This is a genomic window from Streptomyces sp. NPDC038213 (genome assembly GCF_055600495.1).
Window position 1 is genome coordinate 392,257 of the sequence record NZ_JBVJYM010000001.1, and the last position, 19,217, is coordinate 411,473.

The 19,217-nt window shown below is 68.0% G+C and carries 13 protein-coding genes; 1 reads left to right on the forward strand and 12 read right to left on the reverse strand.

The genetic code is table 11. From position 1 onward, the window contains the following. Window positions 1-146 precede the first annotated feature (146 nt). Genes fusA through rpsL form a run of 3 tightly spaced genes read right to left on the reverse strand, consistent with a single transcriptional unit; the run spans window position 147 to window position 3,160 of the window. Entirely contained in the window at window positions 147-2,276 is a 2,130-nt protein-coding gene (gene fusA / locus ACZ7JZ_RS01845; RefSeq protein WP_470932097.1) for an elongation factor G, read from the reverse strand. Between the two features lie 39 nt (window positions 2,277-2,315). After that, complete coding sequence (rpsG, locus tag ACZ7JZ_RS01850; protein ID WP_352193902.1) at window positions 2,316-2,786, reverse strand: 30S ribosomal protein S7; 471 nt, start codon at window positions 2,784-2,786, stop codon at window positions 2,316-2,318. Window positions 2,787-2,788: 2 nt separating this feature from the next. After that, a complete protein-coding gene (gene rpsL / locus ACZ7JZ_RS01855; RefSeq protein ID WP_007265893.1) occupies window positions 2,789-3,160 on the reverse strand; it encodes a 30S ribosomal protein S12 in 372 nt (123 codons plus the stop codon). 354 nt (window positions 3,161-3,514) lie between these two features. On the opposite strand from rpsL, the gene ACZ7JZ_RS01860 reads away from it, so the two are divergent. After that, a complete protein-coding gene (locus ACZ7JZ_RS01860) occupies window positions 3,515-5,992 on the forward strand; it encodes a YfhO family protein (RefSeq protein WP_470932099.1) in 2,478 nt (825 codons plus the stop codon). An 86-nt stretch (window positions 5,993-6,078) separates the two neighbouring features. Here ACZ7JZ_RS01860 and ACZ7JZ_RS01865 read toward each other — a convergent pair whose 3' ends face one another. The 9 genes from ACZ7JZ_RS01865 to secE form a co-directional block, all read right to left on the reverse strand. After that, on the reverse strand, window positions 6,079-9,978 hold the full coding sequence (locus ACZ7JZ_RS01865; RefSeq protein WP_470932101.1) for a DNA-directed RNA polymerase subunit beta': 3,900 nt from the start codon (window positions 9,976-9,978) through the stop codon (window positions 6,079-6,081). A gap of 101 nt (window positions 9,979-10,079) precedes the next feature. Next, window positions 10,080-13,562: a DNA-directed RNA polymerase subunit beta gene (rpoB, locus tag ACZ7JZ_RS01870; protein WP_470932103.1), complete on the reverse strand. Its 3,483-nt coding sequence runs from the start codon at window positions 13,560-13,562 to the stop codon at window positions 10,080-10,082. Window positions 13,563-14,128: 566 nt separating this feature from the next. Beyond that, window positions 14,129-14,512: a 50S ribosomal protein L7/L12 gene (gene rplL / locus ACZ7JZ_RS01875; protein ID WP_470932105.1), complete on the reverse strand. Its 384-nt coding sequence runs from the start codon at window positions 14,510-14,512 to the stop codon at window positions 14,129-14,131. 112 nt (window positions 14,513-14,624) lie between these two features. Beyond that, window positions 14,625-15,152 carry a 50S ribosomal protein L10 gene (gene rplJ, locus ACZ7JZ_RS01880; protein WP_470932107.1) on the reverse strand — a complete coding sequence of 176 codons (528 nt, stop codon included), beginning with the start codon at window positions 15,150-15,152 and terminating at the stop codon, window positions 14,625-14,627. A 251-nt stretch (window positions 15,153-15,403) separates the two neighbouring features. Next, window positions 15,404-16,309, reverse strand: a complete 906-nt coding sequence (locus tag ACZ7JZ_RS01885; protein WP_470932109.1) for an SCO4651 family lipoprotein — start codon at window positions 16,307-16,309, stop codon at window positions 15,404-15,406. Between the two features lie 135 nt (window positions 16,310-16,444). Further along, the gene (rplA, locus tag ACZ7JZ_RS01890; RefSeq protein WP_226734121.1) at window positions 16,445-17,167 is read right to left on the reverse strand and encodes a 50S ribosomal protein L1; all 723 of its coding nucleotides are present in this window, start codon (window positions 17,165-17,167) and stop codon (window positions 16,445-16,447) included. A 110-nt stretch (window positions 17,168-17,277) separates the two neighbouring features. Next, window positions 17,278-17,712: a 50S ribosomal protein L11 gene (gene rplK / locus ACZ7JZ_RS01895; RefSeq protein ID WP_470932111.1), complete on the reverse strand. Its 435-nt coding sequence runs from the start codon at window positions 17,710-17,712 to the stop codon at window positions 17,278-17,280. Between the two features lie 170 nt (window positions 17,713-17,882). Then, entirely contained in the window at window positions 17,883-18,827 is a 945-nt protein-coding gene (gene nusG / locus ACZ7JZ_RS01900) for a transcription termination/antitermination protein NusG (protein ID WP_470932113.1), read from the reverse strand. An 86-nt stretch (window positions 18,828-18,913) separates the two neighbouring features. Next, window positions 18,914-19,195, reverse strand: a complete 282-nt coding sequence (gene secE, locus ACZ7JZ_RS01905) for a preprotein translocase subunit SecE (protein WP_470932115.1) — start codon at window positions 19,193-19,195, stop codon at window positions 18,914-18,916. Window positions 19,196-19,217: the final 22 nt, after the last annotated feature.

Genomic DNA, 19,217 nt, shown 5'->3' on the forward strand with positions numbered 1-19,217 from the left:
TGGGGTCCTCCTGGGAAGTGGTTCTGTACGCCTTACTCATCGGCGCCAGGTGATCTTTGCTGGAATCCGGGCCCCCCGGGGCAACGGGCGGGTGCCGTGTTGCCCCGGGGATTCCGGTGACAAGCCTAAAGCGTGAAACGAGTGGGTTACTCGCCCTTGGCCTTCGCGATGATCTCCTCGGCGACGTTCCGGGGAACCTCGGCGTAGGAGTCGAACTGCATCGAGTAGCTTGCGCGACCCGAGGTCTTGCTGCGGAGGTCGCCGACGTAGCCGAACATCTCCGAAAGCGGCACGAGGCCCTTCACGACGCGGGCGCCGTGACGCTCCTCCATGGCCTGGATCTGGCCACGGCGGGAGTTGATGTCGCCGATGACCTCACCCATGTAGTCCTCGGGCGTGGTGACCTCGACGGCCATCATCGGCTCGAGCAGCACGGGGCTGGCCTTGCGCGCACCCTCCTTGAACGCCTGCGAACCGGCGATCTTGAAGGCGAGCTCGGAGGAGTCGACCTCGTGGTAGCCACCGTCGAGCAGGATGACGCGGACGCCGGTCATCTCGTAGCCCGCCAGGATGCCGAACTGCATGGCCTCCTGCGCACCCGCGTCGACCGAAGGGATGTACTCCTTCGGGATGCGGCCGCCGGTGACCTTGTTCACGAACTCGTACGCCGGGCCGTCGGCCTCGGTGATGGGCTCGATCGCGATCTGCACCTTGGCGAACTGACCGGTACCACCGGTCTGCTTCTTGTGGGTGAAGTCGATGCGCTCGACGGCCTTGCGGATCGTCTCGCGGTACGCGACCTGCGGCTTGCCGACGTTGGCCTCGACCTTGAACTCGCGCTTCATACGGTCGACCAGCACCTCGAGGTGCAGCTCGCCCATACCGCCGAGGATGGTCTGGCCCGTCTCCTCGTCCGAGTGAACGTGGAAGGAGGGGTCCTCCTCCGCGAGACGCTGGATGGCGACACCCAGCTTCTCCTGGTCACCCTTGGACTTGGGCTCGATGGCGACCTGGATGACCGGGGCCGGGAAGTCCATGGACTCCAGGATGACCGGCTGCTTCTCGTCGCACAGCGTCTCACCGGTGGTGGTCTGCTTCAGGCCCATGACGGCGACGATGTCGCCGGCGCCCACCGCGTCGATCTCCTCACGCTTGTTCGCGTGCATGCGGTAGATCTTGCCGATGCGCTCCTTCTTGCCCTTGACGGAGTTCAGCACCGAGGTGCCGGCCTCCAGGCGGCCCGAGTAGACCCGGACGAAGGTGAGCTTGCCGAGGTGCGGGTCGCTCATGATCTTGAACGCGAGCGCGGCGAGGGGCTCCTCGTCGGACGGCTTGCGCTTCACGACGACCTCGGCGTCCTTGACGTCGTGGCCCTCGATGGCCTCGATGTCCAGGGGGGACGGGAGGTAGCGGACGACCGCGTCGAGCAGGGGCTGGACGCCCTTGTTCTTGAACGCCGTGCCACAGAACACCGCGGTGATGGTCGAGCCGCCACCCTTGCCGGAGCCGATGATGATGCGGCGGACGGCGGCGTGCAGCTGCTCCACGGACGGCTCTTCGCCGCCGAGGTACAGCTCCATGATCTCGTCGTCGTTCTCGGCGACGGTCTCGACCAGCTTGCCGCGCCACTCTTCAGCAGCCTCGGTGTGCGTGGCGGGGATGTCGACGATGTCGTACATCTCGCCCTTGGTGGCCTCGGCGGACCAGACGAACGCCTTCATCGTGACGAGGTCGACGACACCCTGGAAGTCGGCCTCGGCACCGATGGGGAGCTGCATCACGATCGGGACGGCGCCGAGGCGGTCCTTGATCATGTCGACGCAGCGGTGGAACTCGGCACCGGTGCGGTCGAGCTTGTTCACGAAGCAGATGCGCGGCACGCCGTAACGGTCGGCCTGACGCCACACCGTCTCGGACTGCGGCTCCACACCGGCAACACCGTCGAACACGGTGACGGCGCCGTCGAGGACGCGGAGCGAACGCTCCACCTCGACGGTGAAGTCGACGTGACCCGGGGTGTCGATGATGTTGATCGTGTGATCGACGTTCTCGAGCGGCCAGTGGCAGGTCGTCGCGGCAGACGTGATCGTGATGCCGCGCTCCTGCTCCTGCTCCATCCAGTCCATCGTGGCAGCGCCGTCGTGGACTTCACCGATCTTGTACGACACACCGGTGTAGAACAGGATGCGCTCGGTGGTGGTCGTCTTGCCCGCGTCGATGTGGGCCATGATGCCGATGTTGCGCACCTTGGCCAGGTCAAGCGAAGTGGTAGCCATATCGGCTCAGTCTTCTCTCGGTCTCGATGTGGGTTGGGACTACCAGCGGTAGTGCGCGAAGGCCTTGTTGGACTCGGCCATCTTGTGCGTGTCCTCGCGCTTCTTGACGGCCGCACCGAGGCCGTTCGAAGCGTCCAGAAGCTCGTTCATCAGGCGCTCGGTCATGGTCTTCTCGCGGCGGGCGCGGGAGTAGCCCACGAGCCAGCGGAGGGCCAGGGTCGACTGGCGACCCGGCTTGACCTCGACGGGAACCTGGTAGGTCGCGCCACCGACACGGCGGGACTTGACCTCGAGGGACGGCTTGACGTTCTCAAGCGCGCGCTTCAGCGTGATGACCGGGTCGTTGCCGGTCTTCTCGCGGAGGCCCTCCATGGCGCCGTAGACGATGCGCTCGGCGGTGGAGCGCTTGCCGTCCAGGAGGATCTTGTTGATGAGCGAGGTCACCAGAGGAGAACCGTAGACCGGGTCGATGATGACCGGGCGCTTCGGGGCGGGGCCCTTACGAGGCATTCTTACTTCTCCTTCTTGGCGCCGTAGCGGCTGCGGGCCTGCTTGCGGTTCTTGACAGCCTGGGTGTCAAGCGCACCGCGGATGATCTTGTAACGAACACCCGGCAGGTCCTTCACACGGCCACCACGCACGAGCACGATCGAGTGCTCCTGCAGGTTGTGTCCCTCACCCGGAATGTAAGCGGTGACCTCGATGCCGGAGGTCAGACGCACACGCGCGACCTTACGGAGCGCCGAGTTCGGCTTCTTCGGGGTGGTCGTGAACACACGCGTGCAGACGCCGCGACGCTGGGGAGAGGCCTCCAGGGCGGGCGTCTTCGTCTTCTCGACCTTGTCCTGCCGGCCCTTTCGGACCAGCTGCTGGATCGTAGGCACTACTTCTCCGGTTTCTGTGTGCCGTTGGTGAAACTAACCTGGAACGTCTCCGACCCACGCGGTCGGGTGTGTCGTATCCGCCGGACCTCCGCGCGACACGGAGTTGTACGGATTGCGGTGGCCGGTACGGCTCGCGTGCGGCGATGGACACGCACGGGAGCCCAGGCACACCCCAGGCACAAGGTCTGAGCGTACCTATCGCATCCACTCCGGTCAAAACAAATGCCCACGCCCTGCGACCCGCAGGGCCTGCGCCGCCCGCGCCGACGCCGCCCCTAAACTTCCGAAAGTCCCTTAAACACCATATGGGGGCATACCGGCAGGGCGAGTGCAGGGAGCGAGACATTGGGGACCGTGGCACCGGAGCCGCTCACCGCCGTCGCCCCGCCCCCGGGGGCCCGTCCCCCGGCCGTCCCCCCGGTGCGGCGCCCCGCCTGGAGCGGTCCCGCCCTCGCCTTCCTCGTCACCACCGCCGCCTTCTGCACGGCCTGGTGGCTCCGCGGGGCACAGCCGTTCGGCCCCCGCCCCCGGGCCCTGAACGACCAGGCCAACCAGTACGTGCCCTTCCACCGGGCCCTGTGGGACCTGGTCCACGGACACGGCGGCGGCGACCTGCTCTTCACCTGGCGGGCCGGCTTCGGACAGCAGTTCCTCTCCGACTACCACACGTACCTCGGCAACCCGCTGTCCTGGCTGACCACCCTGGTCCCCCGCGACCGCGTCGACCTGGCCGTCTTCGCCCTCACCCCGCTGACCATGGGACTCGCCGCCGCCGCCATGACGGTCTACCTCGGCCGGCTGGCCCCCGGCCCCGGCTGGCAGCGCGGGCTGCTCGGGGCCTGCTACGGCCTGTGCGGCTGGGCCCTCAGCGACGCCTCGTACATCCCCATGTGGCTGTGGGGCCTGGTCTCCCTGCCCCTGCTCGGCACCGCCGTCGAATGGTGCCTGGAGGAGCGGCGCTGGCCGGCCGCCACCCTCCTGGTCTCCGTCGCCTGGCTGGGCAACTTCTACACGGCGATGATGGCCACCCTCGCGGCCTGCGTGCTGCTCGCCGTCCGCCTGACCGTCCTCGACCTCACCGCACGGCAGCGGGTACGGGCCGCCGCCCGCGCCGCCTGCGCCGCCGGCACGGGCATCCTGCTCACCCTCCCCCTGCTGCTGCCCGCCCTGCTCTCCAGCGCCGCCTCCCAGCCCACCCGCGCGGGCCGCTTCGTCCCCTCCGCACCGGGGTCCTTCCTGACCGGCCTGCTCCCCGGCGGCTACCAGTGGGGAAGCCACGCCCGCCTGTACGCCGCCACCCTCGCCCTGCTCCTGGCCCTCGCCTTCCTCCTGGACCCCGCGGTGGCCCGGCGCACCCGGCTGGCCTGGGGGGCCGCGGCCGCACTGACCGCCGCCTCCTTCCAGTTCCCGCCCACCCAGTACGTCTGGCACGGCTTCGCCGTCCCGAACGGCAACTCGTACCGCGAGGCCTTCGTCTTCAGCGGCCTCGTCGTGGCCATGGCCTGGCTGGGGCTGGCCGCCCGGCCGCGCCCCGGCCGGCTGGCCGCCGCCGCGGGCCTGCTGCTGGCCACCGCCCTCCTGCTCCGCGGCACCGACGACTTCGCCCCCCAGATCTGGGCCGCGCTCCTCGGCGGCGGCGCCCTCTCCCTGGCCGGACTGCTCCTGCTCCTGCGCGACGGCGGGCCCCGCGGGCCGGAGCGCCGGCAGTCCCGGCTCCGGGCCGCCGCCCTGCTGCTGACCGCCGCCGTCCTCGCCGAGTCCGCCCTCTCCGCGGCCGTGGCCGACAGCCGCCGGGCCCGCGAGGACTGGGCCCGCCCGCGCACCACCGCCGGACCCTCCCTCGACGCCCGGTTCGCCGCCGTCGCCCGCGCGGAGGGCTGGCCCGCCCACCGGACCGACCCCGGCCGGCCCGAGGCCTCGTACAACGACGCGCTCTCGCTGCGCGCCGAGGGCCCGCAGTACTACAGCAGCCACCTGCCCGCCGCCGCCTTCCGGACCCTGGACGCCCTCGGCTTCGGGTACGCCAACGACGGCCGGACCGTCTTCGGCGCCGACAACCCCGTCCTCGACGCCGTCTTCTCCGTCGGCGCCCGGGTCCACCCCGTCCCCGGCCGCCCCGGCTCCTGGCGGAGCACCGCCCTCCCCGCTCCCCCGCTCGTCACCCTCCGGGACCGCCCGTACCGCTCCCCCCACCCCGCCGGCAGCGTCTACGCCCGCCAGGAGGACGTCCTCGGCGCCACCGTCTACGCCGTGCCGCGGACCACCCACCTCCCCGCGCCCCCCGGCGAGCAGCGCTACGCCGCCCGCTGCGCCCCGGGCACCGAGGCCTACTGGTACTCCCCCGCCCTGCTGGGCCGCCTCCGCTACGAGGGCGGCACGCAGCCCCTGCGGGACCGGACGGCCGGGGTGCTGCGCCTGGGGCCCGTACCCGCCTCGGGCCGCGTGGAGGTCTCCGTCGCCACCCGCAGCGCGGGCACGGCCCCCGCCCACCCCCTCGGCTGCCTGGACCGGACCGCCCTCGACACCGCCGTGCGCCGGCTCACCGCCACCGGAGCCACCCGGGTCGAGGCCTCCGGCCACGCCCTCTCCGCCGAGCTCCCCCCGGGCGCCCGCGGCACGGCGGTCATCGCCGTGACCGCCCTGCCCGGCTGGAGCTGCTCGGCCCCCCGCACCGGGCACCACGGGCTCCTGGCCGTCCGGCTCGCCCCCGGCACCCAGCGGCTGACCTGCACCTTCACCCCGCCCGGCCTCCCCCTCGGGCTGGCCGGCGGCGGCCTCGCCCTCGCCGCCCTGGCCGCGGCCGCCTGGACCGGCCGGCGCCGGCGCGGCTGAGGGCCGCCCGGAAACGAGCAGGGAGCCCGGAAACGCCGAAGCCCCCCGCCGCTCCTTACGGAGCAGCGGGGGGCTTCGTCTGACTCTTAGCCGTTGTACGGGCCGTAGTCGTAGTCCTCGAGCGGAACGGCCTGGCCGGAGCCGGTGCCGAAGGGCGAGTAGTCGATGTCGTCGTAGCCGACGGCCGAGTACATCGCAGCCTTCGCCTCCTCGGTGGGCTCCACCCGGATGTTGCGGTAGCGGGACAGACCCGTACCGGCCGGGATGAGCTTACCGATGATGACGTTCTCCTTGAGGCCGATGAGGCTGTCGGACTTGGCGTTGATCGCCGCATCCGTCAGGACTCGGGTCGTCTCCTGGAAGGAGGCGGCCGACAGCCAGGACTCCGTCGCCAGCGAGGCCTTGGTGATACCCATCAGCTGCGGACGGCCGGAGGCGGGGTGACCGCCCTCGGTGACCACACGACGGTTCTCGGTCTCGAAGCGCGAGCGCTCGACGAGCTCGCCCGGGAGCAGCTCGGCGTCGCCGGACTCGATGATCGTCACGCGGCGGAGCATCTGCCGGATGATGATCTCGATGTGCTTGTCGTGGATCGACACGCCCTGCGAGTTGTAGACCTTCTGGACCTCGCCGACCAGGTGGACCTGGACGGCGCGCTGGCCGAGGATGCGCAGCACGTCGTGCGGGTTGGTGGCACCCGCGGTGAGCTTCTGGCCCACCTCGACGTGGTCGCCCTCGCCGACCTCCAGGCGCGCACGCTTGGAGATCGGGAACGCCGTCTCCTCGGAACCGTCGTCCGGGGTGATGACGATCTTCTTGGTCTTCTCGGTCTCCTCGATCCGCACGCGGCCGGCGGCCTCGGAGATCGGGGCGACACCCTTCGGGGTACGGGCCTCGAAGAGCTCGACGACACGCGGCAGACCCTGGGTGATGTCGTCACCGGCCACACCACCGGTGTGGAAGGTACGCATCGTCAGCTGGGTACCGGGCTCACCGATGGACTGGGCGGCGATGATGCCGACCGCCTCACCGATGTCGACCAGCTTGCCGGTGGCCAGGGAGCGGCCGTAGCAGAAGGCACAGGTGCCGACGGCGGACTCGCAGGTCAGGACCGAGCGGACCTTGACCTCTTCGACGCCGTTCGCGATGACCGCGTCGATGAGCACGTCGCCGAGGTCCACGTTGGCGGGCGCGATGACCTTGCCGTCGATGACCAGGTCCTCGGCCAGCATGCGGGCGTAGACCGAGGTCTCCGCGTCGTCCGCCTTGCGCAGCACGCCGTCCTCGCCGCGGACGCCGACCTTGAGCTTCAGACCGCGCTCGGTGCCGCAGTCCTCCTCGCGGATGATCACGTCCTGCGAGACGTCCACCAGACGACGGGTCAGGTAACCCGAGTCGGCGGTACGCAGGGCGGTGTCGGCGAGACCCTTACGGGCACCGTGCGTGGAGATGAAGTACTCGAGGACGGTGAGGCCCTCACGGAACGAGGCCTTGATGGGACGCGGGATGGTCTCGTTCTTCGCGTTCGACACCAGACCGCGCATACCGGCGATCTGCCGCATCTGCATCATGTTTCCTCGGGCACCCGAGTCAACCATCATGAAGATGGGGTTGGTCTTGGGGAAGTTCGCGTTCATCGCCTCGGCGACCTCGTTGGTCGCCTTGGTCCAGATCGCGATGAGCTCCTGCGTGCGCTCGTCCTTGGTGATCAGACCGCGCTCGTACTGCTTCTGGACCTTCTCGTCCTGGGCCTCGTAGCCCGCGACGATGGCCTTCTTGGCCTCGGGCACGACGACGTCGGAGATGGCCACGGTGACGCCCGAACGGGTCGCCCAGTGGAAGCCGGCCGCCTTCAGGTTGTCGAGCGTCGCCGCCACGATGACCTTGGGGTAGCGCTCCGCCAGGTCGTTGACGATCTCGGAGAGCTGCTTCTTGCCCACCGAGTAGTCGACGAACGGGTAGTCCTCGGGCAGCAGCTCGTTGAAGAGCGCACGGCCCAGGGTCGTCTTCAGGCGGAAGCTGTCGCCCGGCTGGAACTCCTGCTCGCCCTCCTCGGCCACCGGGGCCACCCAGCCGCGCGGCGGGATGGTGCCCACCGGGAAGCGGATGTCGACGGAGGACTGCAGCGCGAGCTCGCCGGCGTCGAACGCCATGATCGCCTCGGCCGTGGAGCCGAACGCGCGGCCCTCGCCCTTGACGTCGCGGAGCTCGCCGTCGGTGGTCAGGAAGAACAGACCCAGGACCATGTCCTGCGTCGGCATCGTGACCGGACGGCCGTCGGCCGGCTTGAGGATGTTGTTCGAGGACAGCATCAGGATGCGGGCCTCGGCCTGCGCCTCCGCGGAGAGCGGCAGGTGGACGGCCATCTGGTCACCGTCGAAGTCCGCGTTGAACGCGGTGCAGACGAGCGGGTGGATCTGGATGGCCTTGCCCTCGACCAGCTGCGGCTCGAAGGCCTGGATGCCGAGGCGGTGCAGCGTGGGCGCACGGTTCAGCAGCACCGGGTGCTCGGCGATGACCTCTTCGAGGACGTCGTACACGACGGTGCGGCCGCGCTCGACCATGCGCTTGGCCGACTTGATGTTCTGCGCGTGGTTCAGGTCGACCAGGCGCTTCATCACGAACGGCTTGAAGAGCTCCAGCGCCATGGCCTTCGGCAGACCGCACTGGTGCAGCTTGAGCTGCGGGCCGACGACGATCACGGAACGCGCGGAGTAGTCCACACGCTTGCCGAGGAGGTTCTGACGGAATCGACCCTGCTTGCCCTTCAGCATGTCGCTGAGGGACTTCAGGGGACGGTTGCCGGGACCGGTGACCGGGCGACCGCGACGACCGTTGTCGAAGAGGGCGTCCACGGCCTCCTGGAGCATGCGCTTCTCGTTGTTCACGATGATCTCGGGGGCACCGAGGTCGAGAAGGCGCTTCAGGCGGTTGTTGCGGTTGATGACGCGGCGGTACAGGTCGTTCAGGTCGGAGGTCGCGAAGCGGCCACCGTCCAGCTGCACCATCGGACGCAGGTCCGGCGGGATGACCGGGACGCAGTCCAGGACCATGCCCTTGGGGCTGTTGCTGGTCTGCAGGAACGCGGAGACGACCTTGAGGCGCTTGAGCGCACGGGTCTTCTTCTGGCCCTTGCCGGTACGGATGATCTCGCGGAGGCGCTCGGCCTCCTCCTCCAGGTCGAAGGACTCGAGGCGCTTCTGCAGCGCCGCGGCACCCATCGAACCGTCGAAGTACGTGCCGAAGCGGTCACGCAGCTCGCGGTAGAGGAGCTCGTCGCCCTCGAGGTCCTGGACCTTGAGGTTCTTGAAGCGGTTCCAGACCTCGTCCAGGCGGTCGATCTCGCGCTGCGCGCGGTCGCGCAGCTGCTTCATCTCGCGCTCGGCACCCTCGCGCACCTTGCGGCGCACGTCGGCCTTGGCACCCTCGGCCTCGAGCTCGGCCAGGTCGCTCTCGAGCTTCTTGGCGCGGCCCTCGAGGTCGGAGTCGCGGCGGTTCTCGATCTGCTGGCGCTCGACGGAGACGTGGGCCTCCAGCGAGGGCAGGTCGCGCTGCCGGCGCTCGTCGTCGACGAACGTGATCATGTACGCGGCGAAGTAGATGACCTTCTCGAGGTCCTTCGGCGCGAGGTCGAGCAGGTAGCCCAGGCGCGACGGGACGCCCTTGAAGTACCAGATGTGGGTGACGGGGGCGGCAAGCTCGATGTGGCCCATCCGCTCACGGCGCACCTTGGCGCGCGTGACCTCGACGCCACAGCGCTCGCAGATGATGCCCTTGAAGCGGACACGCTTGTACTTGCCGCAGTAGCACTCCCAGTCCCGGGTCGGACCGAAGATCTTCTCGCAGAAGAGTCCGTCCTTCTCGGGCTTCAGGGTGCGGTAGTTGATGGTCTCCGGCTTCTTTACCTCGCCGTGGGACCAGGTACGGATGTCGTCCGCGGTGGCAAGGCCGATCCGCAGCTCGTCGAAGAAGTTGACGTCGAGCACTGTGCGTCAATCCCTCTTTCGGGGTCGTGTCTCTTGATCAGTGGTCTGAACGGTCCCGGGGGTGACGGGGGGTTCCTCTCGGGAACCCCCCGTCAGGCCCGTCAGACCTCTTCGACGCTGCTCGGCTCGCGCCGGGACAGGTCGATACCGAGCTCCTCCGCCGCGCGGAAGACGTCCTCGTCGGTGTCGCGCATCTCGATGGACATGCCGTCCGAGGACAGCACCTCCACGTTGAGGCAGAGCGACTGCATTTCCTTGATGAGCACCTTGAAGGACTCGGGAATGCCCGGCTCGGGGATGTTCTCGCCCTTGACGATGGCCTCGTAGACCTTCACGCGGCCGGTGACGTCGTCGGACTTGATGGTCAGCAGCTCCTGGAGGGCGTACGCGGCGCCGTAAGCCTCGAGCGCCCACACCTCCATCTCACCGAAGCGCTGGCCACCGAACTGCGCCTTACCACCCAGCGGCTGCTGCGTGATCATCGAGTACGGACCGGTCGAACGCGCGTGCAGCTTGTCGTCGACCAGGTGGTGGAGCTTGAGGATGTACATGTACCCGACCGAGATCGGGTCCGGGAACGGCTCGCCGGAGCGGCCGTCGAACAGGCGCGCCTTACCGGTCGGGAGCACCATGCGCTCGCCGTCGCGGTTCGGGATCGTGTGCTGCAGGAGGCCGGCGAGCTCGTCCTCACGGGCACCGTCGAACACCGGGGTGGCGACGTTGGTGCCGGGGGCGACCTGGTCGGCGCCGATGGCCTGCAGGCGCTGGGCCCACTCGTCGGCGAGGCCGGAGACGTCCCAGCCGCGGCTGGCGAGCCAGCCGAGGTGGATCTCCAGGACCTGTCCCGGGTTCATTCGGGACGGGACACCGAGCGGGTTCAGGATGATGTCGACCGGAGTTCCGTCCTCGAGGAACGGCATGTCCTCGATCGGAAGGATCTTCGAGATAACACCCTTGTTGCCGTGGCGGCCGGCGAGCTTGTCACCGTCGGTGATCTTGCGCTTCTGGGCCACGTAGACGCGGACCAGCTGGTTGACGCCCGGAGGAAGCTCGTCGCCCTCCTCGCGGTCGAACACGCGCACGCCGATGACCTTGCCGATCTCGCCGTGGGGCACCTTCAGCGAGGTGTCGCGGACCTCGCGCGCCTTCTCGCCGAAGATCGCGCGGAGCAGCCGCTCCTCGGGGGTCAGCTCGGTCTCGCCCTTGGGCGTGACCTTGCCGACCAGGATGTCGCCGGCGACGACGTCCGCACCGATGCGGATGATGCCGCGCTCGTCGAGGTCGGCGAGGACCTCCTCGGAGACGTTCGGGATGTCCCGGGTGATCTCCTCGGGGCCCAGCTTGGTGTCACGGGCGTCGACCTCGTGCTCCTCGATGTGGATCGAGGAGAGGACGTCGTCCTGCACGAGGCGCTGCGACAGGATGATCGCGTCCTCGTAGTTGTGGCCCTCCCACGGCATGAAGGCCACGAGCAGGTTCTTGCCGAGGGCCATCTCGCCCTCTTCGGTCGCCGGTCCGTCGGCGAGGACCTGGGACTCGATGATCCGGTCGCCCTCGTTGACGATGACCTTCTGGTTGACCGAGGTGCCCTGGTTCGAGCGGGAGAACTTGGCGACGCGGTACGTGGTGTACGTGCCGTCGTCGTTGGCGACGGTGATGTAGTCGGCCGAGACCTCCTGGACCACACCGTCCTTCTCCGCGCGGATCGAGTCGCCGGCGTCGACCGCACAGCGGTACTCCATGCCGGTGCCGACGAGCGGGGCCTCCGCCTTGATGAGCGGGACGGCCTGGCGCATCATGTTCGCGCCCATGAGGGCGCGGTTGGCGTCGTCGTGCTCGAGGAAGGGGATCATGGCGGTCGCGACCGACACCATCTGGCGCGGCGAGACGTCCATGTAGTCCACGTCCGACGGCTCGACGTAGTCGACCTCGCCGCCACGCTTGCGGACGAGGACGCGGCCCTCGGTGAAGCGCAGGTCGTCGTCCAGCTTCGCGTTCGCCTGGGCGATGACGAAGCGGTCCTCTTCATCGGCGGTGACGTAGTCGACCTCGTCGGTGACGGCGCCGTCGACGACCTTGCGGTACGGCGTCTCGATGAAGCCGAACGCGTTGACGCGGCCGTACGAGGCGAGCGAACCGATCAGACCGATGTTCGGGCCTTCGGGGGTCTCGATCGGGCACATGCGTCCGTAGTGGGACGGGTGCACGTCTCGGACCTCGAAGCCGGCCCGCTCGCGGCTCAGACCACCGGGACCCAGGGCCGAGAGGCGACGCTTGTGCGTCAGACCCGACAGCGGGTTGTTCTGGTCCATGAACTGCGACAGCTGGCTGGTGCCGAAGAACTCCTTGATGGAGGCGACGACCGGCCGGATGTTGATCAGGGTCTGCGGCGTGATCGCCTCGACGTCCTGCGTGGTCATGCGCTCGCGGACGACGCGCTCCATGCGGGCCAGACCCGTGCGGACCTGGTTCTGGATGAGCTCGCCGACGTTGCGCAGACGACGGTTGCCGAAGTGGTCGATGTCGTCGGTCTCGACGACGATCGAGTTGCCGTTCTCGCCGATCGTCTCGGTCTCGCCCGCGTGGAGCTTGACCAGGTACTTGATCGTCGCGATGACGTCGTCGGTGGTGAGCACACCGGCGTCGAGCGGCTCGTCGGCACCCAGCTTCTTGTTCACCTTGTAGCGGCCGACCTTCGCGAGGTCGTAGCGCTTCGGGTTGAAGTACAGGTTCTCGAGCAGCGTCTGCGCGGCCTCACGGGTCGGCGGCTCGCCCGGACGCAGCTTGCGGTAGATGTCGAGCAGCGCGTCGTCCTGGCCCTGGGTGTGGTCCTTCTCCAGGGTGGCGCGCATGGACTCGTACTCGCCGAACTCCTCGAGGATCTGCTCGGTGGTCCAGCCGAGAGCCTTCAGGAGGACGGTGACGGACTGCTTGCGCTTGCGGTCGATGCGGACGCCGACCATGTCGCGCTTGTCGACCTCCATCTCCAGCCAGGCACCCCGGGACGGGATGATCTTGGCGGAGAAGATGTCCTTGTCGGACGTCTTGTCGATGGAGGAGTCGAAGTAGACGCCGGGGGAACGCACGAGCTGGGACACGACGACACGCTCGGTGCCGTTGATGACGAAGGTGCCCTTGCTGGTCATGAGCGGGAAGTCGCCCATGAAGACCGTCTGGGACTTGATCTCGCCGGTCTCGTTGTTCGTGAACTCGGCCGTGACGAAGAGCGGCGCCGCGTACGTGAAGTCGCGGTCCTTGCACTCGTCGACGGAGTTCTTCGCCGGCTCGAACCGGTGGTCGCGGAAGGTCAGCGACATCGACCCGGAGAAGTCCTCGATCGGCGAGATCTCCTCGAAGATCTCTTCCAGACCGGACTTGGTGGGGACGTCCTGTCCACTCTCGAGAGCCGACTCGACGCGAGCCTTCCAGGCGGCGTTTCCGAGCAGCCAGTCAAAGCTCTCGGTCTGCAGCGCCAGGAGGTTCGGAACCTCGAGGGGCTCCTTGATCTTTGCAAAGGAGATGCGCAGCGGGGCAGTGCTGGCGCCGTTGTTCATATTGGTCGAGGCGTTGCGCGAGGCGGCCAAGAGGGGGTCCTTCCGAGGGCTCGGACTCACTACGCGCGTACCGGTCCCAGCCGTACACAAACGAGAGAAACCCCAGGTCAGGGAGGATCCATCCTGTGTGCTCTAGCGTGGGCATGCCCCTGGCGACGGGCAGGGGGCAGCTAACAGGCAGCGCAAAGGGTCAGTGTAGCCACTTGGCTCACTGATGTCCAGACCAGGTTTCCGGAGTCCGGCAACAGGCCTTCCCCACCGTTGTTCAAACCAACCCTGCGATCAACACCGCGCCCCGTGCACACGGAGCGCGTATCGATACTGCCCTCTTCGTAGTCGATCCATGCCTCGCGAACCGGACCGACGTTGCGACGGTCCTGAGAATTGCGCGCCGCGTGCCGTTCGTCAAGGCCCCCCGCCCCGTGCAGATCATCACCGGGGCTCTTCAGCGGGGCGACCGCGAGGACAACGAAGATCACCATACCCCCCAACGAGACCGGGGCAAGCCAGGCACCGCGGTACCCCGGAACGCCGAAGGGCGACCACCCGTGCGGGTGATCGCCCTTCGCTGGGGCCCTGTGGGGACCCCGGAGGTGTTACTTGACCTCGACAGCCGCGCCGGCAGCCTTGAGGGACTCGGCGGCCTTCTCGGCGGCCTCCTTGTTGACCTTCTCGAGGACCGGCTTCGGGGTGCCGTCGACGAGGTCCTTGGCCTCCTTCAGGCCCAGGGAGGTCAGCTCACGCACGACCTTGATGACCTGGATCTTCTTGTCGCCCGCACCGGTGAGGATGACGTCGAACTCGTCCTTCTCCTCCTCGGCCTCGACAACGGCACCCGGGCCGGCGGGGCCGGCAACGGCGACGGCCGCGGCGGCGGTGACGTCGAACTTCTCCTCGAAGGCCTTCACGAACTCGGAGAGCTCGATGAGGGTCATCTCCTCGAACTGGGCGAGGAGGTCGTCCTGAGAGAGCTTCGCCATGATGGGCGATCCTTCCACTAAAATTCGGCAGGTGCCGGATGTGTACAGAGGCGGGCGTGACGGCCCGCTACGACCCACGCACTAGGCGGCGTGGATCAGTGCGCGAGCCGAATTACTCGGCACCGCCCTCGGCGAGCTTGACGCGAAGCGCTTCCGCAGTGCGGACGAACTTCGACGGCAGCGCCTGGAAGAGCGAGGCAGCCTGGGACTGCTTGCCCTTGAACGCGCCGGCCAGCTTGCTGAGCAGAACCTCGCGGGACTCGAGGTCCGCGAGCTTCTTGATGTCGTCGGCGGAGAGAGCCTTACCGTCAAGGACACCGGCCTTGATGATGAGGTTCGGGTTCTCCTTGGCGAAGTCACGCAGAGCCTTCGCCGACTCCACCGGGTCACCGGTGACGAAGGCGACCGCGGTCGGACCAGCGAAGTGCTCGTCCAGTGCGGTGATCCCGGCCTCGTTGGCCGCAATCTTGGTCAGCGTGTTCTTCACCACGGCGTACTGGGCGTTCTCACCGAGCGAACGGCGCAGCGTCTTGAGCTGCGCCACGGTGAGACCCCGGTACTCGGTCAGCACGGCGGCGTTCGAGCTCTGGAACGCGTCCTTGAGCTCGGCTACCGATGCAGCCTTGTCGGGCCTTGCCATGAGCGTCGGCCTCCTTCCGGGTGATGAGGACCGCTCGGAAGGTGCTGGACAAAACAAAACGCCCCGGCGCAGGCGCACGGGGCGTAGCTCGACCAGACGAGAACGTCCGGGAACTCTCCACAGTCACCTGCGCGGGTCGTCCGCAGTCAGCGGATCCTTCGGCCGCCGCACCCTTGACGGGCACGGCAACGACCAGCGGTCTTTGGCTTCAGTGGAAGCGTACGCGAACGTCCTCGGCCGAGGCAAATCGGTCAGGCTCCGCCGCCCGCGCCGGCCGCGCCCATCTCCTGGAGCATCTTGAAGAGGTCGAGGGTGTCCTTGGCCGGCGGGGCCTGCACCTTGGCGGCCGTGCCGTAGTCGGAGAAGTACGAGTCCATCTTCATGACGCCCTTCGGCATCGCCATGTCGACCTTCATGCGGACCGGGTAGCCGTCCTTGCCGACCCAGACCTCGGTCTCGTAGTTCTTGACGCCCGCCTTCTTCACGTTCTCGACGAGCTTCTTGCGGTCGGCCTCGGAGAGGAGCTTGGAGGACTCGTTGGCCTTCACCATCTCCTCGAGGGTGAGGGAGCCCTTGTAGTGCTCCGCCTCGACCCCCTCGACCTTCTCCGCGCCCACGTGCTTGAGGCTGGGCGAGTCGAGCAGGAGGGCCAGCTGCTGGGCCGGGTCCTGGTTCATGCTGTCCATGCTGCCCAGGCCGCCCCCCATCCGCTTGAGGGCCTCCTGGCCGCCCGCCTGCTCCAGCGCGGCCTTCAGGTCGAGCTTCATCCAGCGCTTGCCCTCCATCTCCTTGGCCGCGGCCGCGCCCATGTCCATGAACATGACCTGGTCGGCCATGATCATGCGCATCGACTCGGGGGCGTCGGGAGAGGCCTTGCTGAGGGCGGAGCCCTTCACCGTGATGTCCATGACGGCCGGGTCCCAGCCCTGCACGCCCGTCAGCTCCATCGTGCCGCCGCCCTCCACGGAGGCGGGCATCGAGACGGTCATGCGGACCTTGGCGGACTTGGCCTTGGCGGTCTTCTCGTACGCCACCGAGATCATCTCGCTGGGGGAAGACGCCTTCTTGTCCTTGTCCCCGCAGGCCGTCAGCCCGCCGGTCAGCACCGCCGCACCCGCGACGGCCACACCCGCGCGCTTCCACACGGCCTTGTTCATATGCGTCCCACCCCGTAAGAAGAAATGTGCGTTTCATCAGCACTCTACGCGGCGACACTGACATGAAAACGGGCCCTCCGCCTCCCATATAGGAGGCAGAGGGCCCGTTCAAGCCACTCAGGAGCCGTTGGGGGCTCAGACCGCGGCCGGGTCCTCCTCGACGAGGAGGTTGCGGGTGCGGTTCGGGTCCAGCTGGATGCCGGGGCCCATCGTGGTGGTCAGGGCGGCCTTCTTGATGTAGCGGCCCTTGGCGGCGGACGGCTTCAGACGGAGGATCTCCTCCAGGGCCGCGCCGTAGTTCTCGACCAGCTTGTCATCGGAGAAGGAGACCTTGCCGATGATGAAGTGCAGGTTCGAGTGCTTGTCGACGCGGAACTCGATCTTGCCGCCCTTGATGTCCGTGACGGCCTTGGCCACGTCCATGGTGACCGTGCCGGTCTTCGGGTTCGGCATCAGACCACGCGGACCGAGCACGCGGCCGAGGCGGCCGACCTTGCCCATGAGGTCCGGGGTGGCGACGACCGAGTCGAAGTCCAGACGGCCCTTCGCGACCTCGTCGATCAGTTCGTCCGAGCCGACGATGTCGGCGCCGGCGGCTTCCGCGGCCGCAGCACGGTCACCGGTCGCGAAGACCAGGACCCGGGCGGTCTTACCGGTGCCGTGCGGGAGGTTCACGGTGCCGCGGACCATCTGGTCGGCCTTGCGCGGGTCGACACCCAGGCGGAAGGCAACCTCGACGGTCGCGTCGAACTTGGTGGCGGAGGTCTCCTTGGCGAGACGGACGGCCTCGAGCGGGGCGTACAGCTTCTCCCGGTCGACCTTGGCGTCCGCAGCGCGGAGGGTCTTGCTGCGCTTCACTTCTGCTCCTGTGTTGTGCTTCAGGCGTGGAGTCGTGGTCTGGGCCGGCGCGGGCCCTGCCACTGGCACGGTGTCCTTCGGTGGTCACCGCTGCCGGTTGTACGGGCTGATCAGCCCTCGACCGTGATGCCCATGGAACGGGCGGTGCCGGCGATGATCTTCTCGGCGGCGTCCAGGTCGTTGGCGTTCAGGTCGGGCATCTTGACCGTGGCGATGTCCCGGACCTGGTCGCGCGTGAGCTTGGCGACCTTGGTCTTGTGGGGCTCGCCGGAGCCCTTGTCCACACCCGCGGCCTTGAGGATCAGGCGGGCGGCCGGCGGGGTCTTCGTCACGAAGGTGAAGGAGCGGTCCTCGTAGACCGTGATCTCCACCGGCACGACCATGCCGCGCTGCGACTCGGTCGCGGCGTTGTAGGCCTTGCAGAACTCCATGATGTTGACGCCGTGCTGACCCAGCGCGGGGCCGACCGGCGGGGCCGGGTTGGCCGCACCGGCATTGATCTGGAGCTTGATAAGCCCCGTGACCTTCTTCTTCTTGGGAGGCATTGCTCTCTCCGGGTCCTAGTGAGAGTTTTCCAGCCCCCAGCCGGTCATCCGGATGGAGGCATACCGCACCACGATAACGGGTATGGGTGCGGGGCTGAAAACCGAGCAGGTCAGACCGCCCTTTCGAGCCGGTCTGACCTGTCCGGAAGCTGTGTGTCCGAAGAACCCGATCAGTTCTTCTGGATCTGGTCGAAGCTGAGCTCGACCGGGGTCTCGCGGCCGAAGATCTCGACGAGGCCCTTGACCTTCTTCGAGTCCGGGTTGATCTCGTTGATGGTCGCCTGCAGCGTGGCGAAGGGGCCGTCGGTGACGGTGACCGAGTCGCCGACCTCGAAGTCCAGGACCTCGATGGTGCGCTTGACGGCGGGCGCCGGCAGGCCGGCCTCCTCCGCGGCGATCTTCGCGGCCTTCTCCTTGGCCTCGGGGGCGAGCATCTTGACGATCTCGTCGAGGGTCAGCGGGTACGGGTCGTACGCGTTGCCCACGAAGCCGGTGACGCCGGGGGTGTTCCGGACGACGCCCCAGGACTCGTTCGTCAGATCCATGCGGACGAGAACGTAACCGGGCAGCTTGTTCTGCCGGACGTTCTTGCGCTCGCCGTTCTTGATCTGGACGATCTCTTCCTCGGGCACCTCGGCCTGGTAGATGAACTCCTCGACGTTCAGCGAGACGGCGCGCTGCTCCAGGTTCGCCTTCACGCGCTTCTCGTAGCCCGCGTAGGTGTGGATCACGTACCACTCGCCGGGCAGGAGGCGGAGCTCGTCGCGCAGCGCCTGCTCGGGGTCCACCGGCTCGGCCGGCTCGGCCTCTTCCTCGTCGGCGGCCTCTTCGTCGGAAGCCTCGTCGGCCTCGTCCTCGTCCGCAGCCCCGTCGTCCTCGGCGGCCTCGTCGTCGGCCTCCTCGGAGTCCTCGTCCTCGGCGTCCTCGGCGTCCTCAGAGTCCTCGTCCGCAGAGTCCTCGACGTGCAGGGCCGCCAGCTCGGCGGGCTCGCCCGCCTCGGCGTCGGCGATCTCCGCCTGGTCGGGGTCCACAGCGTCCGCCGCCTCGACGATGTCGAGCTCGTCCTCGACGGACTCGACGGAGTCGTGGCTCACGTTCAGGTTCGGGTCAGACACGGTGGCTGCTTCTTCCTGGATACAAAGAGGGGTGGAACATGCGAAAACGGGCGGTCGCCTCATCAAGGCGCCGCCCTCCGCGGGGATCAGCCGAAGACGTACTTGATGGCTTCCTGGAACCCATAGTCAATCACGGTAACCAGACCGATCATGATGACGACGAAGACAATTACCACGGTGGTGTAGGTCGTCAGCTGGTTGCGAGTCGGCCAAACGACCTTGCGGAGCTCCGCAACGATCTGGCGGTAGAACAGCGCGAGGCGGCCGAGAAGGCCCTTCTTACCGCGCTTGCCGCCCTTGCGGGCCTTCTTCTCGCGGGAGTCGTCCTCGGCGTCAGGCATGTCGATGGAGCCCAGGGCGTCCGTCACGTCTCTCACCTGAATCCGGGTC